At 46.4% G+C, this 23158-nt stretch carries 18 protein-coding genes; 9 read left to right on the forward strand and 9 right to left on the reverse strand.

All coding sequences use genetic code 11. The features are described 5' to 3' along the window. Nucleotides 1-16: 16 nt before the first annotated feature. Entirely contained in the window at nt 17-718 is a 702-nt protein-coding gene (locus JT717_RS03135; protein WP_205508722.1) for a response regulator transcription factor, read from the reverse strand. 163 nt (nt 719-881) lie between these two features. On the opposite strand from JT717_RS03135, the gene JT717_RS03140 reads away from it, so the two are divergent. Continuing rightward, nucleotides 882-1253: a co-chaperone GroES gene (locus tag JT717_RS03140; protein WP_205508723.1), complete on the forward strand. Its 372-nt coding sequence runs from the start codon at nt 882-884 to the stop codon at nt 1251-1253. Between the two features lie 292 nt (nt 1254-1545). Beyond that, nucleotides 1546-3120, forward strand: coding sequence for a helicase HerA-like domain-containing protein (locus JT717_RS03145; RefSeq protein ID WP_205508724.1), 1575 nt, complete (start codon nt 1546-1548; stop codon nt 3118-3120). Between the two features lie 120 nt (nt 3121-3240). Here JT717_RS03145 and JT717_RS03150 read toward each other — a convergent pair whose 3' ends face one another. Together JT717_RS03150 and JT717_RS03155 are read right to left on the reverse strand one after the other, a co-directional pair. After that, nucleotides 3241-5142, reverse strand: a complete 1902-nt coding sequence (locus tag JT717_RS03150) for a RecQ family ATP-dependent DNA helicase (RefSeq protein WP_205508725.1) — start codon at nt 5140-5142, stop codon at nt 3241-3243. A 19-nt stretch (nt 5143-5161) separates the two neighbouring features. Continuing rightward, entirely contained in the window at nt 5162-7279 is a 2118-nt protein-coding gene (locus tag JT717_RS03155) for a heavy metal translocating P-type ATPase (RefSeq protein ID WP_205508726.1), read from the reverse strand. Nucleotides 7280-7501: 222 nt separating this feature from the next. Here JT717_RS03155 and tsaE point away from each other — a divergent pair, with 222 nt between their 5' ends. The 4 genes from tsaE (at nt 7502) to JT717_RS03175 (ending at nt 12376) form a co-directional block, all read left to right on the forward strand. Continuing rightward, nucleotides 7502-7933, forward strand: a complete 432-nt coding sequence (tsaE, locus tag JT717_RS03160) for a tRNA (adenosine(37)-N6)-threonylcarbamoyltransferase complex ATPase subunit type 1 TsaE (protein ID WP_205508727.1) — start codon at nt 7502-7504, stop codon at nt 7931-7933. A gap of 197 nt (nt 7934-8130) precedes the next feature. After that, on the forward strand, nt 8131-9345 hold the full coding sequence (locus JT717_RS03165) for an alanine dehydrogenase (protein WP_205508728.1): 1215 nt from the start codon (nt 8131-8133) through the stop codon (nt 9343-9345). 294 nt (nt 9346-9639) lie between these two features. Beyond that, nucleotides 9640-10881 (forward strand): hypothetical protein, encoded by a 1242-nt coding sequence (locus tag JT717_RS03170; RefSeq protein ID WP_205508729.1) that lies wholly within the window; start codon nt 9640-9642, stop codon nt 10879-10881. A gap of 223 nt (nt 10882-11104) precedes the next feature. Continuing rightward, complete coding sequence (locus JT717_RS03175) at nt 11105-12376, forward strand: hypothetical protein (RefSeq protein ID WP_205508730.1); 1272 nt, start codon at nt 11105-11107, stop codon at nt 12374-12376. On the opposite strand, the gene JT717_RS03180 is transcribed toward JT717_RS03175, so the two are convergent. The 5 genes from JT717_RS03180 to JT717_RS03200 all read right to left on the reverse strand — a co-directional run bounded on the left by JT717_RS03180 (nt 12377) and on the right by JT717_RS03200 (nt 18280). Then, a complete protein-coding gene (locus JT717_RS03180) occupies nt 12377-13117 on the reverse strand; it encodes an ABC transporter ATP-binding protein (RefSeq protein ID WP_205508731.1) in 741 nt (246 codons plus the stop codon). It abuts the gene before it with no gap. Beyond that, a complete protein-coding gene (lpxA, locus tag JT717_RS03185; RefSeq protein ID WP_240347788.1) occupies nt 13098-13961 on the reverse strand; it encodes an acyl-ACP--UDP-N-acetylglucosamine O-acyltransferase in 864 nt (287 codons plus the stop codon). Before lpxA ends, JT717_RS03180 begins: the two co-directional genes overlap by 20 nt. A gap of 170 nt (nt 13962-14131) precedes the next feature. Further along, complete coding sequence (locus tag JT717_RS03190) at nt 14132-15535, reverse strand: bifunctional UDP-3-O-[3-hydroxymyristoyl] N-acetylglucosamine deacetylase/3-hydroxyacyl-ACP dehydratase (RefSeq protein WP_205508732.1); 1404 nt, start codon at nt 15533-15535, stop codon at nt 14132-14134. Nucleotides 15536-15856: 321 nt separating this feature from the next. Then, entirely contained in the window at nt 15857-16909 is a 1053-nt protein-coding gene (gene lpxD / locus JT717_RS03195) for a UDP-3-O-(3-hydroxymyristoyl)glucosamine N-acyltransferase (protein ID WP_205508733.1), read from the reverse strand. 138 nt (nt 16910-17047) lie between these two features. Then, nucleotides 17048-18280 carry an HD domain-containing protein gene (locus tag JT717_RS03200; RefSeq protein ID WP_205508734.1) on the reverse strand — a complete coding sequence of 411 codons (1233 nt, stop codon included), beginning with the start codon at nt 18278-18280 and terminating at the stop codon, nt 17048-17050. Nucleotides 18281-18460: 180 nt separating this feature from the next. Between JT717_RS03200 and porX the strand changes: the two genes are divergently transcribed. From porX to JT717_RS03215, 3 genes are all read left to right on the forward strand, one after another. Further along, nucleotides 18461-20017 (forward strand): T9SS response regulator signal transducer PorX, encoded by a 1557-nt coding sequence (porX, locus tag JT717_RS03205; protein WP_205508735.1) that lies wholly within the window; start codon nt 18461-18463, stop codon nt 20015-20017. Nucleotides 20018-20185: 168 nt separating this feature from the next. Then, the gene (locus tag JT717_RS03210) at nt 20186-20473 is read left to right on the forward strand and encodes a hypothetical protein (RefSeq protein ID WP_205508736.1); all 288 of its coding nucleotides are present in this window, start codon (nt 20186-20188) and stop codon (nt 20471-20473) included. Nucleotides 20474-20596: 123 nt separating this feature from the next. Then, the gene (locus JT717_RS03215; RefSeq protein WP_205508737.1) at nt 20597-21373 is read left to right on the forward strand and encodes an MBL fold metallo-hydrolase; all 777 of its coding nucleotides are present in this window, start codon (nt 20597-20599) and stop codon (nt 21371-21373) included. Between the two features lie 163 nt (nt 21374-21536). On the opposite strand, the gene JT717_RS03220 is transcribed toward JT717_RS03215, so the two are convergent. Beyond that, complete coding sequence (locus JT717_RS03220; protein ID WP_205508738.1) at nt 21537-23045, reverse strand: ATP-binding protein; 1509 nt, start codon at nt 23043-23045, stop codon at nt 21537-21539. Nucleotides 23046-23158 lie beyond the last annotated feature (113 nt).

Here is a 23158-nt window from a genome sequence, read left to right on the forward strand (position 1 = left end):
TGTAAACTGTATTGCACTAGGCCACCGGTACTACCAGGCGGAAACCATTACCGTGAATGTTCACGATCTCAATGCTATCGTCATCTTTCAGGTATTTACGCAATTTGGCGATATACACATCCATACTGCGGCCATTGAAATAGGTATCGCTGCCCCAGATCTTTTTGAGGGCCTGCTCACGGGGTAAAAGGTCGTTCATATGCTCGCAGAGCATTTTCAGCAACTCATTCTCCTTGGGCGATAAAGTCTGTGTTTTACCACTATGGCTCAGTTCACGTAATTTGGGATTGAAGTGATATTCGCCCAGGTCGTATTCTTTATTCTCCTGTTCTTTATTTGTTTCTTCATTCCTTTTCAGAATGGCTTTTATTTTCAGCAACAATACCTCGCTGTCGAATGGCTTGGTTATGTAATCATCGGCGCCCAGCTTGTAACCCTGAATGATATCTTCTTTCATGGTTTTGGCGCTGAGGAAGAATAATGGAATGTCGGGATCCACATCACGGATCTCTTCTGCCAGGGTGAAGCCATCCATATGTGGCATCATGATGTCCAGCAGGCAAAGATCAAATCTTTCGCGTTGAAAAGCGGCAAGGCCAAGGCGACCGTCACGTTCCAGCGTCACATCAAAATCATTCAATTCCAGGTAATTCTTCAACACCATTCCAAGGTTCTGGTCGTCCTCGCATAATAAAATTTTGGGTTTCTTTCCTTCCATTGTGATGTAGATTTAGTTCGATAGTGTAAATAAAGTTAAATCATTTGCTATAACCGGCAATAGCCGTGTAATTTTTTGTTAATAATCCCTCTTAACAGGTTGAATGGCAAATAAACCGTATGAACAGTTATTTGGTTAATTTTACACCATTAATTAAGGTCATATGCGATTGACAACTGATAACAAATTCAAGAAGCTTATTGTCATTGGTGACAGAGTACTGATCCGCCCCGCAAAGCCAAATGAACGTACCGAAACCGGCTTGTACCTGCCGCCCGGTGTAGGGGAGCGGGAAAAAGTGCAGCAGGGTTATGTTATAAAAACAGGCCCCGGTTATGCCATTCCCTTACCGGTAGAGGATGAATCCTGGAAGAGCAGCGAAGAGCAGGTTAAATATGTTCCCTTACAGGCAAAAGAAGGAGATCTCGCAATCTTTTTATTAAGCGGGGCTACGGAAGTGCTGTATGAAAATGAGAAGTATTACATCGTTCCGCAAAGCGCGATCCTGATGCTGGAAAGAGAAGAGGAGATCTGATTAGCTAATATGCTAATTAGCTGATGTGCTAATCAAAGACCAGGAGGATCTGGTTACGAAAGAGCCATGCTTACGTATGGCTCTTTTTATTGCCGGCAGCCTGTTGGTTTACAGTACCGGTAACCCGAACCGCTGGCGGGCATCGGGTGGCCGACACTTTCAAAATATTTGCTTTCAATGTTTTATGCCGATTTCTCCTGCCCATCATACGTTCAGGAAAAACTTAATTTGAAACCTGCCGGCACTTGCCTATTCCGGGTAAACATGTATCTTTCTGCCATAAAATTCAAGTATGCCTAATAAAGACGCGTTTGTTCAGTTAGTAAAGGAGAACTATACTTTTAAAGGAGAATCTTTTCGCATAGGTACCGCTGTGTTGGATGGTGAAGTGGCAACAGAAGCAGCTATAAGCATTCCATTGAGAACCATGAACCGGCATGGCCTTATCGCCGGGGCTACCGGTACCGGTAAAACCAAAACTTTGCAGTTGATTGCAGAAGCATTGAGCGACGCCAGCGTGCCCGTATTACTGATGGATATCAAGGGCGACCTGAGTGGTATAGCGGCTGCCGGCTCAGAAAATAACAATATTAAAGAACGCTTGCTGAAGATCGGCGGTGTATATAAACCTGCCGCTTTTCCGGTAGAGTTGATGACGCTGAGCAATGAAAACGGTGTTCGCCTGCGGGCTACTGTAAGCGAGTTCGGCCCCATCTTATTGTCCAAGATCCTCGATCTCAACAATACCCAGGAAGGCATCGTTTCGTTGATCTTCAAGTATTGCGATGATCATAAAATGCCGTTGCTCGATCTGAAAGATTTTACCAAGGTAATTCAATACATAAGCAATGAGGGCAAGAAAGAAATAGAACAGGCTTACGGAAAGATTGCTACCAGTAGTACCGGCACCATATTGCGTAAGGTGATTGAATTGCAACAACAGGGCGCTGATCTTTTCTTTGGCGAACCTTCTTTTGAGATAGACGATCTCATGCGCATTGCAGATGATGGCCGTGGTATTATAAGTGTATTGCGGGTAACAGACATGCAGAACCGGCCCAAGTTGTTTTCAACGTTTATGTTGCAGATGCTGGCCGAGTTATATGCTACCCTGCCTGAAGCCGGGGATATAGACAAGCCCAAACTGGTGCTGTTCATTGATGAAGCGCACCTGGTTTTTCAGGAAGCAACAGATGCCCTGTTACAGCAAATTGAAACGGTCATTAAACTCATCCGGTCAAAAGGAGTAGGTATTTTCTTTTGTACCCAGAACCCGCAGGATGTTCCCGCCGCCATCTTAAGTCAACTGGGTTTGAAGGTGCAGCATGCCCTGCGTGCTTTTACTGCGGCTGATAGAAAGACCATAAAACAGGCTGCTGAAAACTATCCCGAGACGGAATATTATAAAACCGATGAGTTGCTTACACAATTGGGTATAGGCGAGGCCCTTGTTACCGCCCTGAATGAAAAGGGTATCCCAACGCCGCTGGTGCATACCATGCTTGTGCCGCCCCGTTCGCGTATGGATGTATTATCTGATACAGAAATAACGAATCTGGTCAATCAATCGAAACTGGTAAAAAAATATGCCGACACCGACGACCGCGAAAGCGCCTGCGAAATATTGACGGCTAAGTTAGAAGAAGCAGCCCAGCGTACGGCGCAACAGGAGGAGGAAAAGAAAGCGGCCAAAACTTCCAGGGCATCTCAAAAAGAAGAAAAGTCAACGCTCGAAAAAGTATTGGAAAGTCCGGTCACCAAACAAATAGGACGCACAGCCGCGAATGTCATAACCCGCAGTTTATTAGGTGCATTGGGTTTGGGCGGAAAAAGTTCATCCCGCAAAAGATCTGGCAGTTGGTTCTAGTACAGCTGATTGGCAGCGATCAAGTTTAGTCTTTTAAAAAGCTAATGGCGCAGATAGGCGCTAACCACCTAAGAAATGATTTAGTCGTGCCACGGCCGCGAGCCATGGCACGATTCTTTTTTAAGAAGGCTTTATCATACCTTCTTTATCAATATAAAGTTTGTTTTCTGTTTGCAGGAAGTCGAGCACTTTATACAACTTCTCTCTTTTAATGCCGGGAAACTGCTGCGGCAGCAGCTCACTGGCTACCGGTTGCCGGTTAATGATGGTAAAAATTAATTGGGAGATCTCTTTAAACTCATGGTCAGTTAAGCCATGGCTTTTTTGTTGTAAACAAAGATCGCAAATGCCGCAAGGCCTGCTATGCTGGTCGCCGAAATACGCGGCAATATATTGGCTTCGGCAGGTTTTGCCACCATGAATATATTTTATCATTTTGCCGATGCGTTCTATAAATTGTCGCTTTCTTTTTTCATAATGGGTCATATCAATACGAAGCGTGGCTGCTCTTACCCGGTTCATCATCAGGTATAACTGCGGGCTGTCTTTTCGGGGTATATATTCTATGATGGCATTGGCATGCAGTCTTTTCAGATCGAGTATAACGGCAGCTTCTTCCTGGCGCAGCAACCAGGCGACGCTTTTTTCATGAATATTCACCGGCATATCGAAAATGCCTTCGTATGTACGTAGGAGTGTTTTTATCAGTGGTTCCAGTTGGGGATGATCTTTTTCAAACTGGTATAACCAGTTTTTATTGGTGATGAACTGTACGCGGGCCGGTAAAAAGATCTGTTCTGCATAGGATAACCAGCCTTCCTGCTCCAGCGCCTTGATCGCATAAATGGCAAGGTGAACATCCAGTTGAAATTTCCTGATAAAATCAGTGAAGTCGAAATTGTAATAATTGCCTTCGCCGGAGCCGGATGGTATTTGCAGGTAATTCATCAATGCTTCATATACCTGGCGGATATCTTCCAGCGAAGGGAAGCGGATCTCAGGCAGCAGTTGCAGCTCATCCAGTTCTTTGTTGTCGTACAACAAAACGGCGTATGATTTTTTTTCATCGCGGCCGGCACGTCCTGCTTCCTGGTAATAATTTTCCAGGCAATCGGGTACGTCGGCATGAATGACTACCCGCACATCGGGTTTATCTATGCCCATGCCGAAAGCATTGGTGCAAACGATGGTACGCACAGAGTTATTGATCCAGTCGGCCTGTTTGCGCATACGCACTTCCTGCTGCAAGCCGGCATGATAAAAATCTGCTTTGATGCCATGCATGTTCAGCAGGTCACTGAATTCTTTGGTACGCTTGCGGGTTTTACAGTAAACGATACTGCTGCCATTTACTTTTTGCAGTATCTCCGTGATCTTATTGATCTTTGAATCAACCGGGAACACGCTGTATGATAAATTCGGCCGTTCAAACGAGCGGCTGAATAGCTGATGGTCTTTAAACTGCAGTTTATCGCAGATATCTTTTTGTACAACCGGGGTGGCGGATGCGGTGAGCGCCAGAACAGGAATGCCTGGCAGCTCTTCGCGCAGGGCGGCAATGCGCAGGTAAGGCGGCCTGAAATCATAGCCCCATTGGGAGATGCAATGCGCTTCATCTACGGCAATAAGATTTATATCAAGGGCAGGCAGATATTCCTGGAATAAATTGGTTTCTAACCGTTCCGGTGAAACGTATAGGAACTTGCAATTGCTGTTGGTAGCCAGTTTCAGGATCTGGATCACCTCTTTACGGGCCATACCCGAATAAATAGCAAAGGCCGTAATGCCTTTTTTACGCAGGTTATCTACCTGGTCTTTCATCAGTGCGATCAACGGGCTCACGACCAGGCATAAGCCCTTCTGCGCCATGGCGGGCACCTGAAAGCAAACCGATTTCCCACCCCCGGTAGGCATCAGGGCAAGGGTATCTTTGCCTGCCAGCACAGATCGTACAATCTCCTCCTGCAATGGGCGGAACTTGCTGTAGCCCCAGTATTGTTTTAGTATGTGGTGGATGTTCATTCGTTATTGTCGTGTAACGCTAAGCCACCTTCTTAACAAACAACCTCACAGAATTGATCGCCAGCACCACATCACTCAGGCCCATGACCAGGGCGCCGAAAGTGGGTGTCAGCAATCCAAATGCAGCTACGGGAATAGCAATGATATTATAAATAAAGGCCCAGAAAAGATTTTGTTTGACGGTGAGAAAAGTATGACGGCCCAGTCCCAGGGCGAGGGGCAGATTTTTAATACCGCTGTTCATTAGCACAACATCAGCTGTTTGTACGGCTATTTGGGATGCTTCACTCAGGGAAATACCAATGGTGGCTTTTGCCAGCGCCGGTGCATCATTGATGCCATCGCCCACCATGGCGGTTGGTCCCTGCAAACTGAGGTCCTCTATTACAGCAAGTTTCTCTTCCGGCTTTTTTTCTGCGATCACTTCGTCAATCCCCAACAAATTAGCCAGCTGACGGCATTTGTTCAGCCGGTCGCCGCTTAACAAAACGGTGCGGATACCGCGGTGGCGCAGGTATTGTACGATGGAAATGGCTTCCGGGCGCACTTCATCTTTTACGTCTATCCAGCCCAGCAGCTGGCCGTTCTTAAGAATATAAACGTTATGCGAATCATCGGTGGTGAGGGTCATCGCCGTTTCAAAAGAACCGGCAACATACCGGTCGCCGGAAGCGGTGATGCCGATCATGCCCAGGCCTTTTTTCTCTTCCAGTTTTACCCAGCGGATGGCATCTTTTCGTTTCCAGCTGGTGGTTATACACTGCGCAATGGGATGATTGGAATATTTTTCCAGCGAGAAGCTTATTTGTTTGAATTCATCGGCACTGATATCCGCTGAAACGACTTCATAATTTGAAAGTTCGAACCGGCCTGTTGTTAAGGTGCCTGTTTTATCGAACACTACCTGTTTAATGGTCCGGAATAATTCAAGGCTTTTGGCATTGCGGAAAAGAACCCCGTTCCTGGCCGCTCTTCCGAGTCCGACCGCAATTGCAGCGGGTGTGGCCAATCCCATGGCGCAGGGGCAGGCAATAACCAGGATGGCTATGCTACGCATGAGGGCCATAGTGAAATCGTGGAGCACCAGGTAATTTATGATAAAGGCCACTACAGCTATACCCAGCACAAGCGGTACAAAGATGGCGCTTATCTTATCGGCCAGTTGTTGTACCGGCGGCTTTTCGCTTTGCGCCTGTTTAACCAGGTTGATGATATTAGACAGCACGGAATCTTTCGCTTCCGAAACGACCTGGGCTTTTACAATGCCATCAATGATGATACTGCCGCCGATCAGTTTGTCTTTTCCCTTTTTGGTAATGGGCAGGCTTTCCCCCGTGATGATGGATTCATTAACGGTAGCATCGCCGGTCAGTATCTTACAATCAGCCGGCACCTGTTCTCCACTTTTGATAAGGATGAGATCACCGCTGCGTAACTGGGTATTTTCTATCGGGAATATGATCTCCTGGTGGTTTTCATCAAAGGCGATCATATTGGCCATCACTTGCTGGGATCGGGCCAGGCTGTTCAATGCCCGCTGGGTAGATTGTATGGAGGCGTCTTCCAGGTAATTACCCAGGAATACCAGGGTAATGATAGAGGCAGTGGTCTCAAAGAACAGGTATTGAGGGCCCAGGTTCAACAGGGCCCCTGTAAGGCTGTAAACGAATGCGGCGGTTGCGCCGATGGCTACCAACACATTCATATTGGGCATGCGGTTACGGATGCTTTTTATAGCACTCCGGCCAAAGAAGTTAATGCCTACGACAAATACGGGTAAACAAAGGGCCAGCTGAACCCAGGGGCTCATGAGCCAGTGCAAATGAACCCAATCGAACATATGCAGCATCAGCGGCAGGGTAAACAGCAAACAGAACAGGAAGCGCTGTTTGTGCGAAGTAAATAACCTTTTGCCGGCTTTAACAGGCTGCGATCCGTCGTTCTGGACATTATAACCCAGCGATTCTATGCCTTTGATGATCTGTTGTTCATTTTTGCCATTGATCTCAAAGCTCACTTCCCCCCCGATCAGGTTCACCTTCACGTTTTCCATGCCTTCGCTGGTGAGGTATTGCTGCACGGTCAGCGCGCAATTTGAACAGGTCATTCCGTCTACTTTCCAATTCACTTTTTTCATGTACATCCATGGGGTTGAGTGTTTGCAAATTTACCGCTCCGTACGTAATTCTACCCGGCATAAAAGCATTAATATGTCCACCGGGTTGCAATTTTTCGTTAAAGTCAAAGCAGTCAAAGAAGTCAAATGAGTCAAATGGGACAAAATAGTCAAATGAGTAAAAACAGTCAAATGGGTCATGAGTTTTTCTGTCTTGCCCGACTTTTCTGATCTTTGCGCCTTATGCAGTTGCAATCTACACTAGATACTATCAGGCAAACAGCACGCCGGTTTTGGGAACTTGTTGATGGGCGTAAGGTCATTGCCTTTTATGGCGATATGGGCGCCGGTAAAACGACCCTTATTCACGCCCTCTGTGATGAAAAAGGGGTAACAAGCACCGTGGGCAGTCCCACCTTCTCTATAATCAATGAATACCGCTATCCGGGCGGCAGGCTTTATCATATCGACCTGTACCGCCTGAAGGATGAAGAAGAAGCCGTGCGGGCGGGGGTAGAGGATTGCCTCTATTCCGGCGATATCTGCCTGGTGGAATGGCCCGGCCGTGCAGAAGCGATTTTGCCCGACAATACAGCCAGGGTAGCGATCGAAGTAGTGGACAAGGATACACGAAATATTACGATTTTGGAAAATGAAAGGCAGGATAAGAGCTAGCAGCTAAGCAGCATAAACATCGAGGAAAAACTTTGGCACTGGACGAAAAAACAGCTGCTACCTGTGGCCTGTTTCTTACAATATATTCCTGTTATCGGGCAGACTTCCAATCCCGGGCCTCCACTTATCGCACAGACTTCCAATTAAATTTGTAAATTGTGGCCCCGATAATGGGGGTAAAATCATTTACTTGCTACATGTCCCAGCAAAAGCCGATTATCAGCACTTCATTTAGTTACGAGACACTGCAGGAAACTCTGGATATTAAACCCAAAGGGGCACAGTTGCATATTGGCATTCCCAAGGAGACCGCATTCCAGGAAAACCGGATTGCACTCACGCCCGATGCAGTAGGGGTACTGGTCAGCAACGGACATGAAGTAGTAATTGAGCACAATGCAGGCGAGGCGGCGCATTTTCGCGATCGCGATTACAGTGAGGCCGGCGCCAGGATCGTTTATGATAAAGCGGCTGTATATAAGGCCCCCATTCTGGTAAAAAGCGCTCCCGTGGTGGAAGAAGACCTGCCCCACCTGCAGCTGAACCAGGTTATTATTTCCCCCATCCATTTGTCGGCCATGAAGGCGGAATTCCTGCAGAAAATGATGGAAAAGCGCATTACCGCCATCTCATTCGAAAACCTGAAAGACGATAGCGATAGTTTACCCATCGTACGCAGCATGAGCGAAATAGCAGGCAGTGCCGTTATGCTTATTGCCGCCCAATACCTCAGTTCGGCCAACCATGGCAAAGGTGTGCTGCTGGGTGGTATCTCCGGCATTCCGCCTACCAAGGTTATTATCCTGGGGGCCGGTATCGTAGGTGAATTTGCCGCCCGTGCCGCCCTGGCATTGGGCGCTTCGGTAAAAGTATTCGACAACAGCGTATACCGGTTGAAACGGTTACAGAACAATATCGGCCAGCGTATGTGGACCTCCGTGCTGGAGCCGCGCATCCTGGCCAAACAATTGAAAACATGTGAAGTGGCAGTGGGCGCCCTCAGTTCGCAAAGCGGCCGCACACCCGTAGTGGTTAGCGAGGAGATGATAAGCAATATGCGCCCCGGCAGTGTGATCATCGATGTTAGTATCGACCGCGGCGGTTGCTTCGAGACCTCAGAGATCACCAGTCATGAACAACCGATATTTATGAAGTACGGGGTTATACATTACTGCGTACCCAATATCCCATCGGGTTTTGCCCGAACCGCTTCACAGGCTATCAGTAACGTATTAATGCCTTTATTACTCGAAGCCGGCGAAGAAGGCGGTTTCGAAAACCTCGTATGGCATAAAGTACATCTGAGAAGTGGAATATACCTGTTCAAAGGCGCCCTCACGAATTTTCATTTAAGTCAGCGATTCGACTTAAAATATACCGATCTCAACCTGCTGATCGCAAGCCAGCGCTAATGGTTGCATGCTTTTAAAATATTTTTAATTGTAATGCATAACAATAATATCGGCATTTGAACGATAACGGCCTCCTGTATTATCAAGTGTTGGTTTTACACTAAATATTGATTATTTCCGTTATTAAGTGCGCCAGACATTTGACTTTAACGAGTTTCCTATTATTTTTGTATATCCCCCAATTAACAATTGCCAGCCTTTTAATTGACAAGAAAACGTGGATTTTCGTAATAAATGAGCGTTTTTCACGTTTTCTATGGCCTAAAAGTTGCTAATTGGATTCAAATACCTGTTATGAAGACAAGGCCCTATTTGTTGGTAGTACTCTGCATGTTGGTTAATGAAATGACCTCTTATGCCCAATCTCAGATCTCCCCGATTCCGGGTTGGGATATGGATGAAAAGAGCGGCAGTTATATCTTTAAACCGGGAAAAACAGCCGGTGATACCAAAGAATTTGTATACGAGATAATGCCCGTTGATAAAGGCGAAGGCCAAACCATTGAAGATTGGTTCAGCAGCGCTATCGATAAAGATGTAAAGGAATCTGGCTTCATATTACCTGCAGGCGGCAAGAAAAATATCACCACTAATCAATCTATCTTTTCATTCTCTACAGAGCTTACTGATAAAAAAGGCAAAGCCTTATATGTAACGTATATTGCTTACCAGTTAGGCAGCGGCGAAAACCGCCTGGCCCGCATAACAAGCTCTCCCGATGTTAAATATTATGCAGCGCATATGCGTCCTGTAGCCGATCATATCGGCCAGCTCGCAAAACATGATGCTTCTGTAACGGTATCGAACAAACAAACAAAAGGAAATCACCCGCACAATAAACAGGATGCCAAAACCGCTGCCGCGCAACATGCAGCGATCGTTGAAAATGGCCTGAGATCACAGGAAATAAATGGTATTCTCATTCACCTCGATTATACCACCAATGCCGAGGGCAAAATGGTGCGTAACTATAAGCCATACCTGGTATTGAACGATGGTAGCATTTATGGCGACCCGGTATTGAGCCCTTATAGCCTTGATGTTGCACAGTCAAAACAAAAAGAACCGCAAAAATGGGGCACCTGGAAACTGAAGAACAACATATTCACGGTAGAGTGGACAGCCACCAGGGAAACGGAAAAATGGTTCAAGAACTGGTTCTGGGCAACGCCCGCGCAACGCGAAGAAAAACTGGACGGCTCTTTCATGACTGTAAACGGTGTTGAGAATGGCAGTGTAAAAAGTGCCGAGAATGCCTTAGCTTCCAAAAATATCGTCTTCAATAAAGATGGCCAGTTCGCATTAACTACCGGCAATAACGGCAATGCAGCTGTGCCCGCTTCTGAGTTCAGCAAAAAAAATGAAGCAGGTACGTATACACTCAATGACTATTCCATGGAGTTGCGTTTCAATAACGGAACCGTTATTCGCCGCGTCTTCTATTTTTACCTGCAGGGCAGCACCCACTTTGGAATAGGTAATGCTGCATATGCACCAAAACAATCAGCTGAATCTCCTGCTTCTGCCAGTAATTAAGCGTTTCTAACGGGCTGGCAGGCATTTCCAGGAAAGGGTATTTCCGGGTTATCCGGTACCGTTGGCAGGCAGGGTAAATCCCGATTATTTACAGGCGCCTATACATGTTTAAAACTTTGGTATGGAAAAGTTTTGAACATGTGAGAAAGTTTTCGGCTACACGAACCGTCTTTCATTTCTGTGGCCCGAAAATTGACTGACCATTTCCTGTAAATAGCCTACTATGAAAAATACGCTCCTGGTTATTGTCCTGATCATGGGTTTGGGTATTCCCGCAACGCTTGCTCAAACTTCAGTTCAGCCTATGTTAGGCTGGAAGATGGAGGAAAACAAAGGACGCTATATCTTTAAGCCTACCGCTGTCTTCAGTGATGAAAATAAAGAATTCTCCTACGAGGTAATGCCACTTGAAAAGGCCGATGGCCGCAGCTTCGATGAGTGGTTCTCGGGTTCTATTGAAAAGAATATGCACGGTTCAGGCTTTTCTGCACCTAAAAGCAAAGACAAAAAGAACATTAGTTACAGCACGCTTTCTTCTTATTCAGGCAAGGTCAGCGATAAGAACGGCAAAGTATGGTATGTAGCTTATATGGCTTACCGCACCAATACCCAGCAGTTCAGGCTGGCCAAACTCTTCAGCTCACCCGATATCAGGTACTATACCAATTGTATGAAAACGGCGGCCATGCATTTTGGAAAAATGGCCAAACAGGAAGGCGCTTTTGAAACAAATGGCCTCACTGACGTGGCCAAAAGCAATACGGCGCCCTTATTACCGCCGGTAGTAGCCCCGACTGCGGTTGAAAAAACCCCAGCTCCGCGCAATACAATTGCCAGTGCCGATAATGTGAGCGGACCCGTAAAAGGGCTTAAGGCTACGGAAATAAAAGGCATTGTTGTTAACCTGGAACATAGTTATGGGGTGGGAGGCAACGTGATCAGCGAATACACGCCTTATCTTTTATTGAATGATGGCAGCATTTACAGCAACCCGGTCGCAAGTCCCTATGAATTCAATGTAGCGGTCTCAAAACAGCGGGAGCCCAAGAAATGGGGCACCTGGAAATTAAGCGGCAATGCGATCTCCGTTAACTGGCCGGCCAGAAATAAATCGGAAAGATGGGAGAAGAACTGGTTCTGGGCAAGACCCGCAGCGGGCAACGAAAAAATTGAAGGGGCTTTTACCAATATTGCCAGCATGGGTAATTCTGTGATGGGGGGCAATGTAAGAACCGTTTCCAGCAAGAATATTTTGTTTAATACTTTCGGCCGCTTTGCACTGACCAGTGTGGGCGTAGGCGCCAATTATACCGATTACAGCATTGCTACTTCCGCTTACTCTAAGAAAGATGAAGCCGGTTCATATATTTTGAACGGATATTCTATCGAGTTCCGGTTCAATAATGGCACTACCATGCGCCGCGCCTTTTATTTCTACCCCAAGGACAAAGCCCATTTCGGCATCGGCAATCATGTGTATGTGCAGAAGCGGTAACTACCGGTTCTTATAATCCATTATACTAAGTTTCTCCTGGCAAAAGGAATACTCCTGTTCGTCGTTTGAACTTACAATGATGAGACGGTTATTACCGTAATTATTGATGAGCTGGTGATAGAGGCCGATACCGGCGGCATCTAGATTGGTGCAGGGTTCATCGAGCAGTACGCAGGGCACATTGCTGAAAATGGCCTGTGCCAGCTTTACGCGCTGTTTCATGCCACTTGAATAAAAGCGGATCTGTTTATCAGCGGCGGCCGTTAAGCCAATAATTTGGATGATATCGCTAATGCGGATAGCTGGCAGGAAGGGTTTGAACTGCTGATGGAACTGCAGGAATTCCGTAAGGGTCATTTCTTCAATAAGCTCGAGATACGGCGCTGCTATGGAGATATATTGAAAAGCCTTATCTATGTCAATTTCCCGCACAGCTTCGCCAGACTGCTGCGGTTTGCCAGCAATCGTGGGTTGCTGGTTGTCGATTGCCAATTGGCCTTGTGCAGCCGAGGTATCGGGGTCGACATTGCCGATTGCCCATTGCCAATTGCCGATGGTGTATCTCGCTTTGCCCTCACTCATCATCATGGCGCCACCGATCACCTGTAGCAAAGTAGATTTACCCGATCCGTTGGGACCGGTTATGGCATAGGCGGTGCCTGATATAAATTCCTGGGAAATGTTACGGAAGATCCAGTCGCGGTTAAAGCGTTTGCCTGCATTAATCAGCGATATCTTCATCCACACTATTTTTTGAATAGCGTTTAATGATGCCGCGGCCGCTTTCGCGAATGAAGGTTACAATTTCATCCCGTTCGTCGGTTGCAGGGAATTCTTCTTCCAGGTGTTCGAGCGCCTGGCTGGTGTTCAACCCTTTGTTATAAATGACCCGGTAAATATCCAGGATGTGATTGATCTTATCTACTGTGAATCCGCGTCTTTTTAAGCCAACTGAATTCACACCGGCATAGCTCAATGGCTGGCGGCCGGCTTTGATATAGGGGGGAATATCTTTACCTACTAAAGATCCGCCGCTAACAAAAGCATGCGATCCTACTTTCGTGAACTGGTGCACAGCGCACATACCGCCCAGGATAACCCAATCGCCCAGCATAACGTGACCCGCTACCTGTGAGTTATTACTAAGGATCACATTGTTGCCAATGATACAATCATGGGCAACGTGGCTGTAAGCCATGATCATACAGTTTTTACCTACCTGGGTCTTCCACCGGTCCTTGGTGCCGCGGTGAATGGTTACAAACTCGCGAATGGTCGTATTATCACCAATTTCAGTGATCGTATCTTCCCCTTCAAATTTCAGATCCTGCGGCATGGCAGAGATCACAGCTCCCGGGAAAATGCGGCAGTTCTTGCCGATGCGGGCGCCTTCCATGATGGTCACATTACTGCCAATCCAGGTACCTTCTCCAATTTCCACGTTCTGGTGAATCACGGTGAAAGGATCAACCTTTACATTAGTAGCTAACTTGGCGTTGGGATGTATATATGTATGCGGATGGATCATTTTATTAACATTCTTAAGGGTGGTAGCAGGATATTCATTCATAGGCGTTACAGACATCCCATCCCCTGTGGGATTTTGCTGGTGATCATCACCTGAACTGTGTTTATGGATGGATTGACGTTTGATGTTAATTAATCTGCTAAAATAGACAAAACTAGCTCAATAAACCCCTACGGCAAGATATATTTTATTGTTCATTGCTCTTTTCAGGAGTAATAACCAATTATTTATCGCTTTACCAGTTGCGCCATGAGGTCGGCTTCGGTTGCAATCTTGTTGCCAACATATACCGTTCCCCGCATTTCGCAAATACCGCGCCGTATAGGAGCCATTAACTCCATTTTAAGTATCATAGTATCTCCCGGAACAACTTTTTGCTTGAATTTACAATTATCGATCTTCAAAAAGTAGGTATCGTACTCTCCGGGGGGCATGGCATTGATACAAAGGATGCCTCCGGTTTGGGCCAGGGCTTCCACCTGCAGTACACCAGGCATCACGGGATTGCCGGGAAAATGACCTGCAAAAAATGGTTCATTGTAGGTCACATTCTTAATACCAACAATATGTTTATCGGTAAGTTCAATGATCTTGTCAACTAACAGGAAAGGAAAGCGATGCGGCAGCGTTTTTTCAATCTGCTGCAGGCTGTACACCGGCGGTAAGTTAGGGTCGTACACCGGAACATCCTTTACATGTTTATTTTTTTTTATATACTGTTTGATCTTACGGGCAAAGTCAACGTTGGTGCTGTGACCAGGTCTGTTCGCAATGATATGGGCCTTGATGGGATAACCGATCAATGCCAGATCACCTACCACATCCAGGGTTTTATGACGGGCTGGTTCATTCGGAAAACGCAGTTCCAGGTTGTTCAGGTAGCCTTCATTCTTCACTTCAATTTTCTTGCGGCCGAACACTTTCGCCAGGCGGTCCATCTCTTCCTGGGTAACAGGTTTATCAACCACCACGATCGCGTTATTGATATCTCCTCCCTTGATAAGATTATGCTCCAGCAGCATTTCAAGCTCGTGCAGGAAGCAGAAAGTACGGCAGGGGGCGATTTCCTCTTTAAAATCACGCATGGTCTTTAAACCTGCATGCTGGGTGCCCAAAACCGGACTGTTAAAATCTATCAGGGTAGTTACTTTGTAATCGGTAGCGGGAAGGGCCGTCATTTCAACCCTTTTCTTTTCATCGTAATGGGTGATATTGGTATCGATGCTATACCAGGCTTTGGCAGCATCCTGTTCCAGTACCCCGGCCTCTTCAATGATCTCTACAAAGGGAGCTGAACTACCGTCAGCGATCGGAATTTCAGGTCCGTTCAATTCAATCAGGCAATTATCTACTCCCATACCAACCAGTGCAGCCAGAATATGCTCCACGGTACATACCTTGGCATCGCCTTCCTGCAGTGTTGTACCACGGGAAGTGTCAGTAACCAGGTCACAATCGGCCTTGATCACTGGTTGTCCGGGCAGGTCGATGCGTTGAAACTGAAAACCAAAACCGGGATTAGCTGGTTTCAGGGTCATATCCACATTAATGCCTGTATGTAATCCGGTACCGGAAATACTTACAGCCGACTGCAGGGTATGTTGTTTATCGGGATTAAAATTATTGTTCATTCCTGTTTTTTATAAAGAGTGGCGCAAAGATAGGGATTAAGCGAAGAAGAAAAGGTACTGAAGATGACCTACTTACAATTCCGTGGAGAAATTCAGGTCAATGTTGTCGCTTTTTGCCGGGAATGGCGGAAGCTTTGCTCTTTACCATAAAGCTATTCTCTTTATAATCATGACTTTAATCAAGGTGGTAACTAAAAAGGGCCGACGGCGTTTAAACCATCAACCCTTTATAATTTGTTACTGGTTTCAGGGTACAGGCGGCAGGTATTTCTCTGTATTTTTCTCACCTGCAAATGGATCTTGTAACCCCTGCCTGCTAATTTATTCAGAGACTTTCTCGGTCAATAATTGCTTCACCAACTGTTCCAACTCTTTGATCCTTTTCTCCAGCTCCGGCAGTTTACGGCTGACCGCCTGGCTGCGCAGGGCACTGGTATATTCAAAGGCCGGACTACCGGTTACTGCTGCATTAGGCGTTTTTATCGATTTGCTTACGCCGCTCTGTGCATTGATCCTGCTGCCATCGGCAATCTGAATATGGCCAACAATGCCTGCCTGTCCACCGATCATTACATTGTTACCGATCTTGGTGCTGCCGCTTACACCGGCCTGCGCGGCGATCACGGTATTATTTCCCACCTCCACATTGTGCGCTACCTGTATCAGGTTGTCGAGCTTGGCGCCCGATTTAATGATCGTAGAGCCAATGGTTGCCCGGTCGATGGTAGCATTAGCGCCGATCTCTACAAAATCTTCCACCACCACATTCCCGATCTGCGGTACTTTTTTAAAGCTGCCATCAGCCTGGGGCGCAAAACCAAAACCATCACTGCCGATCACCGTGCCGGCATGGATGGTTACATTTTTGCCAATCACACAGTCGTGGTAAATTTTTACGCCGGGATGTACAATCGAATTATCGTCGATCTTTACATTATCGCCCAGGAATACATTCGGGAAGATCTTCACATTATTTCCCAATACCACGTTCTCGCCGAGATAAGCAAATGCGCCGATAAAAACCTGTTGGCCGATCCTGGCCGATTTGCTCATATAAGCAGGTTCCTGGATACCCGTTAATTTCTGGGTAGCCATCTCCTGGTATTTGGTAAGCAGGGTTGCAAAAGCAGAATAGGCATCAGCCACCCTGATAAGCGTTGCTGCAACAGGCTCTTTCAATTCCTGCGAAGCATTGATGATAACCAGGGAAGCTTTTGTACGGTACAGGTATTCTTCGTATTTGGGGTTGGCTAAGAAAGAAAGCTGTCCGGCCTGCGCCTCTTCAATTTTTCCAAATGAATGCACCAACGCCTCGGGATTTCCCTCTACTTTGCCATTGATGATCATAGCTATTTGTGCTGCGGTAAATTGCATAGAATAGTCGTTAGGTCAAGTAAGTCAAATATGTAAAAACTCTTATGTAAATCAAAATATATAGTCGCCAAAGCTACACCATATTGAAAAAAATTGCATTTGATGGAGGTGCGCCGCCAGTATGCTGTAACATACTGGTCAATACAACTGTTTACAATTGTAGTAACAAATGTAATATTTTTTCACAGGGCTTGCTAATGCCTGATGTATCAATGCATTATCAACTTTTGATATATCTGTTACCGTTCCATCCTTAAATAAGATCTGAATGCGTTCTTCCGTAGGGTCGTAGGTGGTATTTTCTGCTTCCCCGGTAAAGATCAGATATTCACAATCGGCCTCACCGATACTCAATTGCTGGCAAATGTTATTCCGCAAAGAATTAATCCAATCCTGATCAAAAGGCGCTGCCTGTAATTTAACTTTTAGTAAACGGCGTTCGATCAAACAACGGCAGAGAGTGCTAAGTACCGTGTCAGGATGGAAGACCCAGTTCTTGATCGTGGCGAGTACATCAAAGTCGTCGAGCAAACAAAAGGCAGACAGATGTTGCTCAATAAAGGAGGTGCTGGTGGCGTTTTTCAGGAAGAAATCAAATGTTGCAGAAGCGGCATTTACGGTTATACCCTGCCCGATCAGCGCTTTCGCCCGCTGAACGATCTTCACCAGCGTTTTTTCAGCGCCCAGTACGGTTTTATGTAAATAAACCTGCCAGTACATAAGGCGGCGGGCGACCAGGAACTTTTCTATACTGTAAATGCCTTTTTCTTCCACCATCAGGTCACCATTATTCACGGCAAGCATTTTTAAAATGCGGTCGTAGCCGATAACACCTTCCGAAACGCCGGTATAAAAACTATCGCGGGTAAGATAATCCATTCTGTCAACATCGAGCTGGCCGCTGATGAGCTGGTGCAGGAATGGCTTGGTATAATTATTGGTAAAAATGTCGATGGCTTTGTGCAATTGACCCTTCATTTGTTCATTGAGCACCCGCATGAGCAGGATACTGATCGTTTCGTGATGCGTGTTATTGATCAGCACATTTTCAAGGGCGTGTGAGAAAGGCCCGTGGCCAATATCGTGTAAAAGGATTGCAATTTTAGCAGCCGTTTCTTCTTCAGGAGTAATATCCACTCCTTTATTTTTCAATTCAGTCAGGGCATTACACATCAGGTGGTAAGCACCCAGGGAGTGATGCAGGCGGGTATGTACAGCGCCGGGATAAACCAGTTGAGCAAATGCCATTTGATGAATGCGGCGCAAACGCTGGTACCAGGGATGCGAAATCACCTCAAATACGAGCGGATCATCAATGGTAATAAAGCCGTAAACGGGGTCATTGATGATCTTTCTGATGCGGTTTGTCATTCGCTGCCTGCTTTTTTGTTAAAATTGCTGCCAAAAGCAGCGGGCAAAAGTACAAAGCCTGACGGGATAAATTAAATTTGGTTAGCTTGGTGACGGAAGACGGAAGCCTGAAGGCTGAAGCCAGAAGTGGGAGGCCTGGGGTGAGAAGAAAACTTAAAACTTAGAACTTAAAACTTTAAAATGCCATTAGGAAAAATACTTTGGGTCGACGATGAAATAGAAAGTTTACAATCACAAATACTGTTTTTACAAAATAAGGGGTACGATGTAACTGCGCTCACCAATGGATTCGATGCAGTGGATTTTGTAAAGGAGAATCCCCTGGATGTAGTATTACTCGACGAGACCATGCCGGGCATTACCGGCCTGGAAACCCTTTCCAAAATAAAAGAGATCAATTCGCAGATCCCGGTCGTGATGATCACTAAAAATGAGACCGAGAACCTGATGGATGATGCCATCGGCAGCCAGATCACCGATTACCTCATAAAACCGGTGAATCCCAACCAGGTGCTCTTGAGCCTTAAAAAGATCATCGATAACAAAAGGCTGGTGGCAGAAAAAACGACCACGGCTTACCAGCAGCAGTTCCGCAATCTTTTCATGGCGCTGAACAGCAATCCTGATTACAACGAATGGATGGACATTTACAAGAAGCTCGTGTACTGGGAGCTGGAAATGGAAAAAAGCGACAGCCCCGAAATGCAGGAAGTGTTTCAAACCCAAAAGAATGAAGCCAACACCGAATTCTTTAAGTTCGTTTCAAAAAATTATGCACGCTGGGTAAATCCCAAAAGCGATGACGGGCCGGTAATGTCGCACAACCTCATTAAATTCAAAGTGCTGCCACATATCGAGAAAGGAACGCCCACCTTTTTCATATTGATCGATAACCTGCGCTTCGATCAGTGGCGGGCCATTCAACCCATCTTTGCCGAAAGTTTTCGCATACTGGAAGAAGACAGCTTTTACAGCATTCTGCCCACGGCCACGCAATATGCCCGCAATGCGATCTTCAGCGGACTGCTGCCTATAGATATTGAGAAGCATTTTCCCCAGCAATGGAAAAATGATGATGAAGAAGGCGGAAAGAACTTACATGAAGAAGAGTTTTTCCGGGCCATGTTAAAACGGCTGCGCCGCGATGACATCAGGTTCTCCTATACCAAGATCCTGAACAACCAGGCGGGCCAGGACCTCGTGAATAATATGCATAACCTGCTCGGGAACGATCTCAATGTGATTGTTTACAACTTCGTTGATATGCTCAGCCATGCCCGTACTGAAATGGAAGTGCTGAAAGAGCTGGCCGGTGATGAAACCAGCTATCGCAGCGTGACCAGGAGCTGGTTCGAGCATTCCCCCCTGCACCAGGCCCTGAAGAAAATTGCCGATAAAAAGATCAATCTTATTCTGGCAACCGACCATGGCACCGTGCGGGTGAAAACGCCTGCCAAGGTCATTGGCGACAAACAAACCACCACCAACCTGCGGTATAAACACGGCCGCAACCTCAATTATGAACCCAAAGACGTGCTGGCTTTCCGCGACCCTAAAGAAGCAGGTTTGCCGGTGCCTACCGTAAATTCATCCTACATTTTTGCCCGGGAAGATATGTATCTCTGCTATCCCAATAATTACAATTATTATGTGAACTATTATCGCAACACTTTTCAACATGGCGGCGTTAGTTTGGAGGAAATGATAGTGCCGATCATTAAGATGACCAACAAGTAGGGATTGATAAAAGAGCCTTTTAACGCTCAAAAAAGGCGTTTTTACCGCTTTTGGGGTGAGAACGAATAATTCTCAACGTTTTGTGTGGAAAAGTTGTGTGCTTGATTCAAAGCACTAAAATTGTGAATAGTAACTTTGCGAATATTTTAAGTCATCTACATCCAGACTATGAAATTTACACAGTCGACATTAGACAAGATTGAAGCGATTCTCGATGAGGCGGAATATGTGCTGCGCTATGAGCGGGGTAATTTTCAAAGCGGATATTGCATTTTGGAACAAAAGAAAGTAGTCGTACTCAATAAATTCCTTCAGCTCGAAGGCCGTATCAGCACATTGATCGATCTTATTCCGCAACTCAATGTAAATGCAGACCAGTTCTCGCCGGAAGTGCGTAAAACCTATGAAGAGGTGCTGGAAAGACATGCATTGGTGCAGGCGGAGAACAAGAAGTAAAAGGCGGGAAACGCTTCTGATCTTGAGATACAGCGATGTTGCGATTCAACAAGCGGTAGGCATTGCCAAATCTCAAGATCGCGAAATCCCGAAATCGCTAAATTTCTTCCGTATTTTTACCGCGTGAGCTATCCTTCATTAACCATTACTTTTTTAGGGACAGGAACCAGTGCCGGCGTACCCATGATCGCCTGCGAATGCCCTGTTTGCACATCCTCCGACAAAAAAGACAACCGGCTGCGCGCCAGTATCATGGTGCAATCTGAAAAAACTACCCTGGTAGTTGATTCCGGTCCGGATTTCCGCTACCAGATGCTGCGCGCCCGCGTAAAACACCTGGATGCTATTGTTTATACCCATGCCCATAAAGACCATGTGGCCGGACTAGACGATGTGCGGGCATTTAATTTCTTCTCGCAGCAACCGATGCAGGTATTCGCCAGTGATATGACCCAGGAAGTGATCATCCGCGAATTTCCCTATGCATTTTATGAATCGAAATACCCCGGCGTACCGGATATTCAATTGAACACGATCGGACTGGAACCTTTTATGGCAGGTGATATTCCGGTTACCCCCATTTTGGTATGGCATCTGAAAATGCCGGTGCTGGGTTTCCGCTTTGGCCGCTTTACCTATATCACCGATGCCAACCGGATTGAAGAACATGAACTGGAAAAAATAAAGGGCACAGAAGTGCTTGTGTTGAACGCGCTGCGAAAAGAAAAACACATTTCACACTACTCCCTCAGTGAAAGCATTGAAGTAGCCAAGCATTTGCAGGTGTCACAATGTTATCTTACCCATATCAGCCACCAGATGGGATTGCACGCCGAAGTTGAGACGGAGCTGCCTAATGGCATTCACCTGGCTTATGATGGTTTGGTCATTAAGGTTTGATATCGGCTATGGCAATGGCTAGTAGCCAGTAGGGCTTCAACGGAAACCCACCGCTTACTTTTTTACCGCGGTTTCCCACTTGCCATTTCAAATGCCGGCGTTTGCGGCCGGTATCCCGACAATCGAAACTTCGTCGGCACTCGCCACTCCTCACTCGCTTTAATCAACTCGTCAGGTGCCGCCGGCTATACCTCGAGATCATTTCATACAATTCCCCCGGTTTAAAGGGCTTTGCCAGATAATCGGTCATTCCAAATTCGCGGGTCCTTTGCAGGATATCAGCCGATGCAGAAGCCGTTAATGCAATAATGGGAATGGCTTCATTAAAATTCCGGATGTGCTGGGTGGCATTATATCCGTCCATAACCGGCATTTGCAGATCCATAAGCACAATATCATAGTTGGTATTGCGAAGTTTATTCACCGCAATAGCGCCGTTCTCAGCAATGTCTACTGCGCCATTCCAGTTGTTGATCATCTTTTTGGCAACCATGACATTGAACTCCACATCTTCAACCAGCAAGACTTTGATGCCCGACAGATCATTCTTGCCACTGATGGGTTGTGCGGATGGTTGGTCAGCTTTTCCCGTCTTAAAATGGATGGTGAAGGAGAAGGTAGAGCCCCGTCCTGCTTCACTGTTCACGTAGATATCGCTGTTATGCAAAGCGGCCAGCCGTTTCACAATGGCCAGTCCCAGGCCCGAGCCGCCAAATTCGCGGGTTATATCAGCATTTGCCTGCGTGAACCGGTCGAATATAAGCGCATGTTTTTCTCTTTCGATGCCAACGCCGGTATCTGTTACAGAAAATAAAACGGCCGCTTCATTTGGCTGTACTTTTTGAGCAGATAACTGTATGGTGATAACACCGTTCCGGGTAAATTTCACGGCATTGGAAACAAGGTTATGGAGGATCTGGCCAAGCCGCACTTCATCACCCAGTACACAAGCCGGCAGGGCATTATCAATGACCATATGGATGGTGTTGCCCCTTTCAGCGGCGCGGATCTGATGCGCTGTTTTAATGTTCTCTGCAAGCTGTTGCAAACAGATTTTCTTTTCTGCCAGCACGATCTTTCCTTCTTCTATTTTCGCAAAATCAAGAATATCGTTGATCAGGCGCAGCAGGTTTTCGGCTGAAACGTTCAATGCTTTCAGGTTCTCGAGCTGGCTGGGCAGCAGCTGATCCTGCAACAGCAGGTGGGCGATGCCGATGATGGCATTCAGGGGCGTACGGATCTCATGGCTCATGACCGACAGAAAATCGCTTTTGGCGCGGGAGCCGTCTTCCGCCTGATCTTTTGCCCTGATCAGCTCAGCTTCGGTCTCTTTTCTTTTCTGAATTTGTTTTTCCAGGTAAGCTATGATATTGGTAAGCCCGTTTTCCTCTCTTTCAATAATGGCCGCTGCCTGCGGCTCATGCGCAATGATGGCATTTTTCAATTGCTGCACCGACTGGCTGTAAATATTGTTCTGCAATTGCAGGTTATGTAAGATGTCCTGGTATTCCTTCTCACATGCCTGAAAGGCATGTTCCGTATTCTTCTGTTCGCCTTCAAAATTTTTATACGACTGATCAACCAATTGCAGGAATTGCTGCATGGCCGGGTCGTACCGGTGTTGGGCCGACAGGGTCTGGATCTGCTTCTCCAATAAATGATGCAACTTCATAAGGGTGAAAGGGGGTAAGAAGGTCTGCGAAAACCATATATGTAACGTTTATGGGGTCAAATACTTATATTTATTGATAAAAAAGTAAGTGTTTTTTTATCTACATGTTCAAA

Source organism: Longitalea arenae (assembly GCF_016924755.1).
GTDB classification, from domain to species: Bacteria; Bacteroidota; Bacteroidia; order Chitinophagales; family Chitinophagaceae; genus Niastella; species Niastella arenae.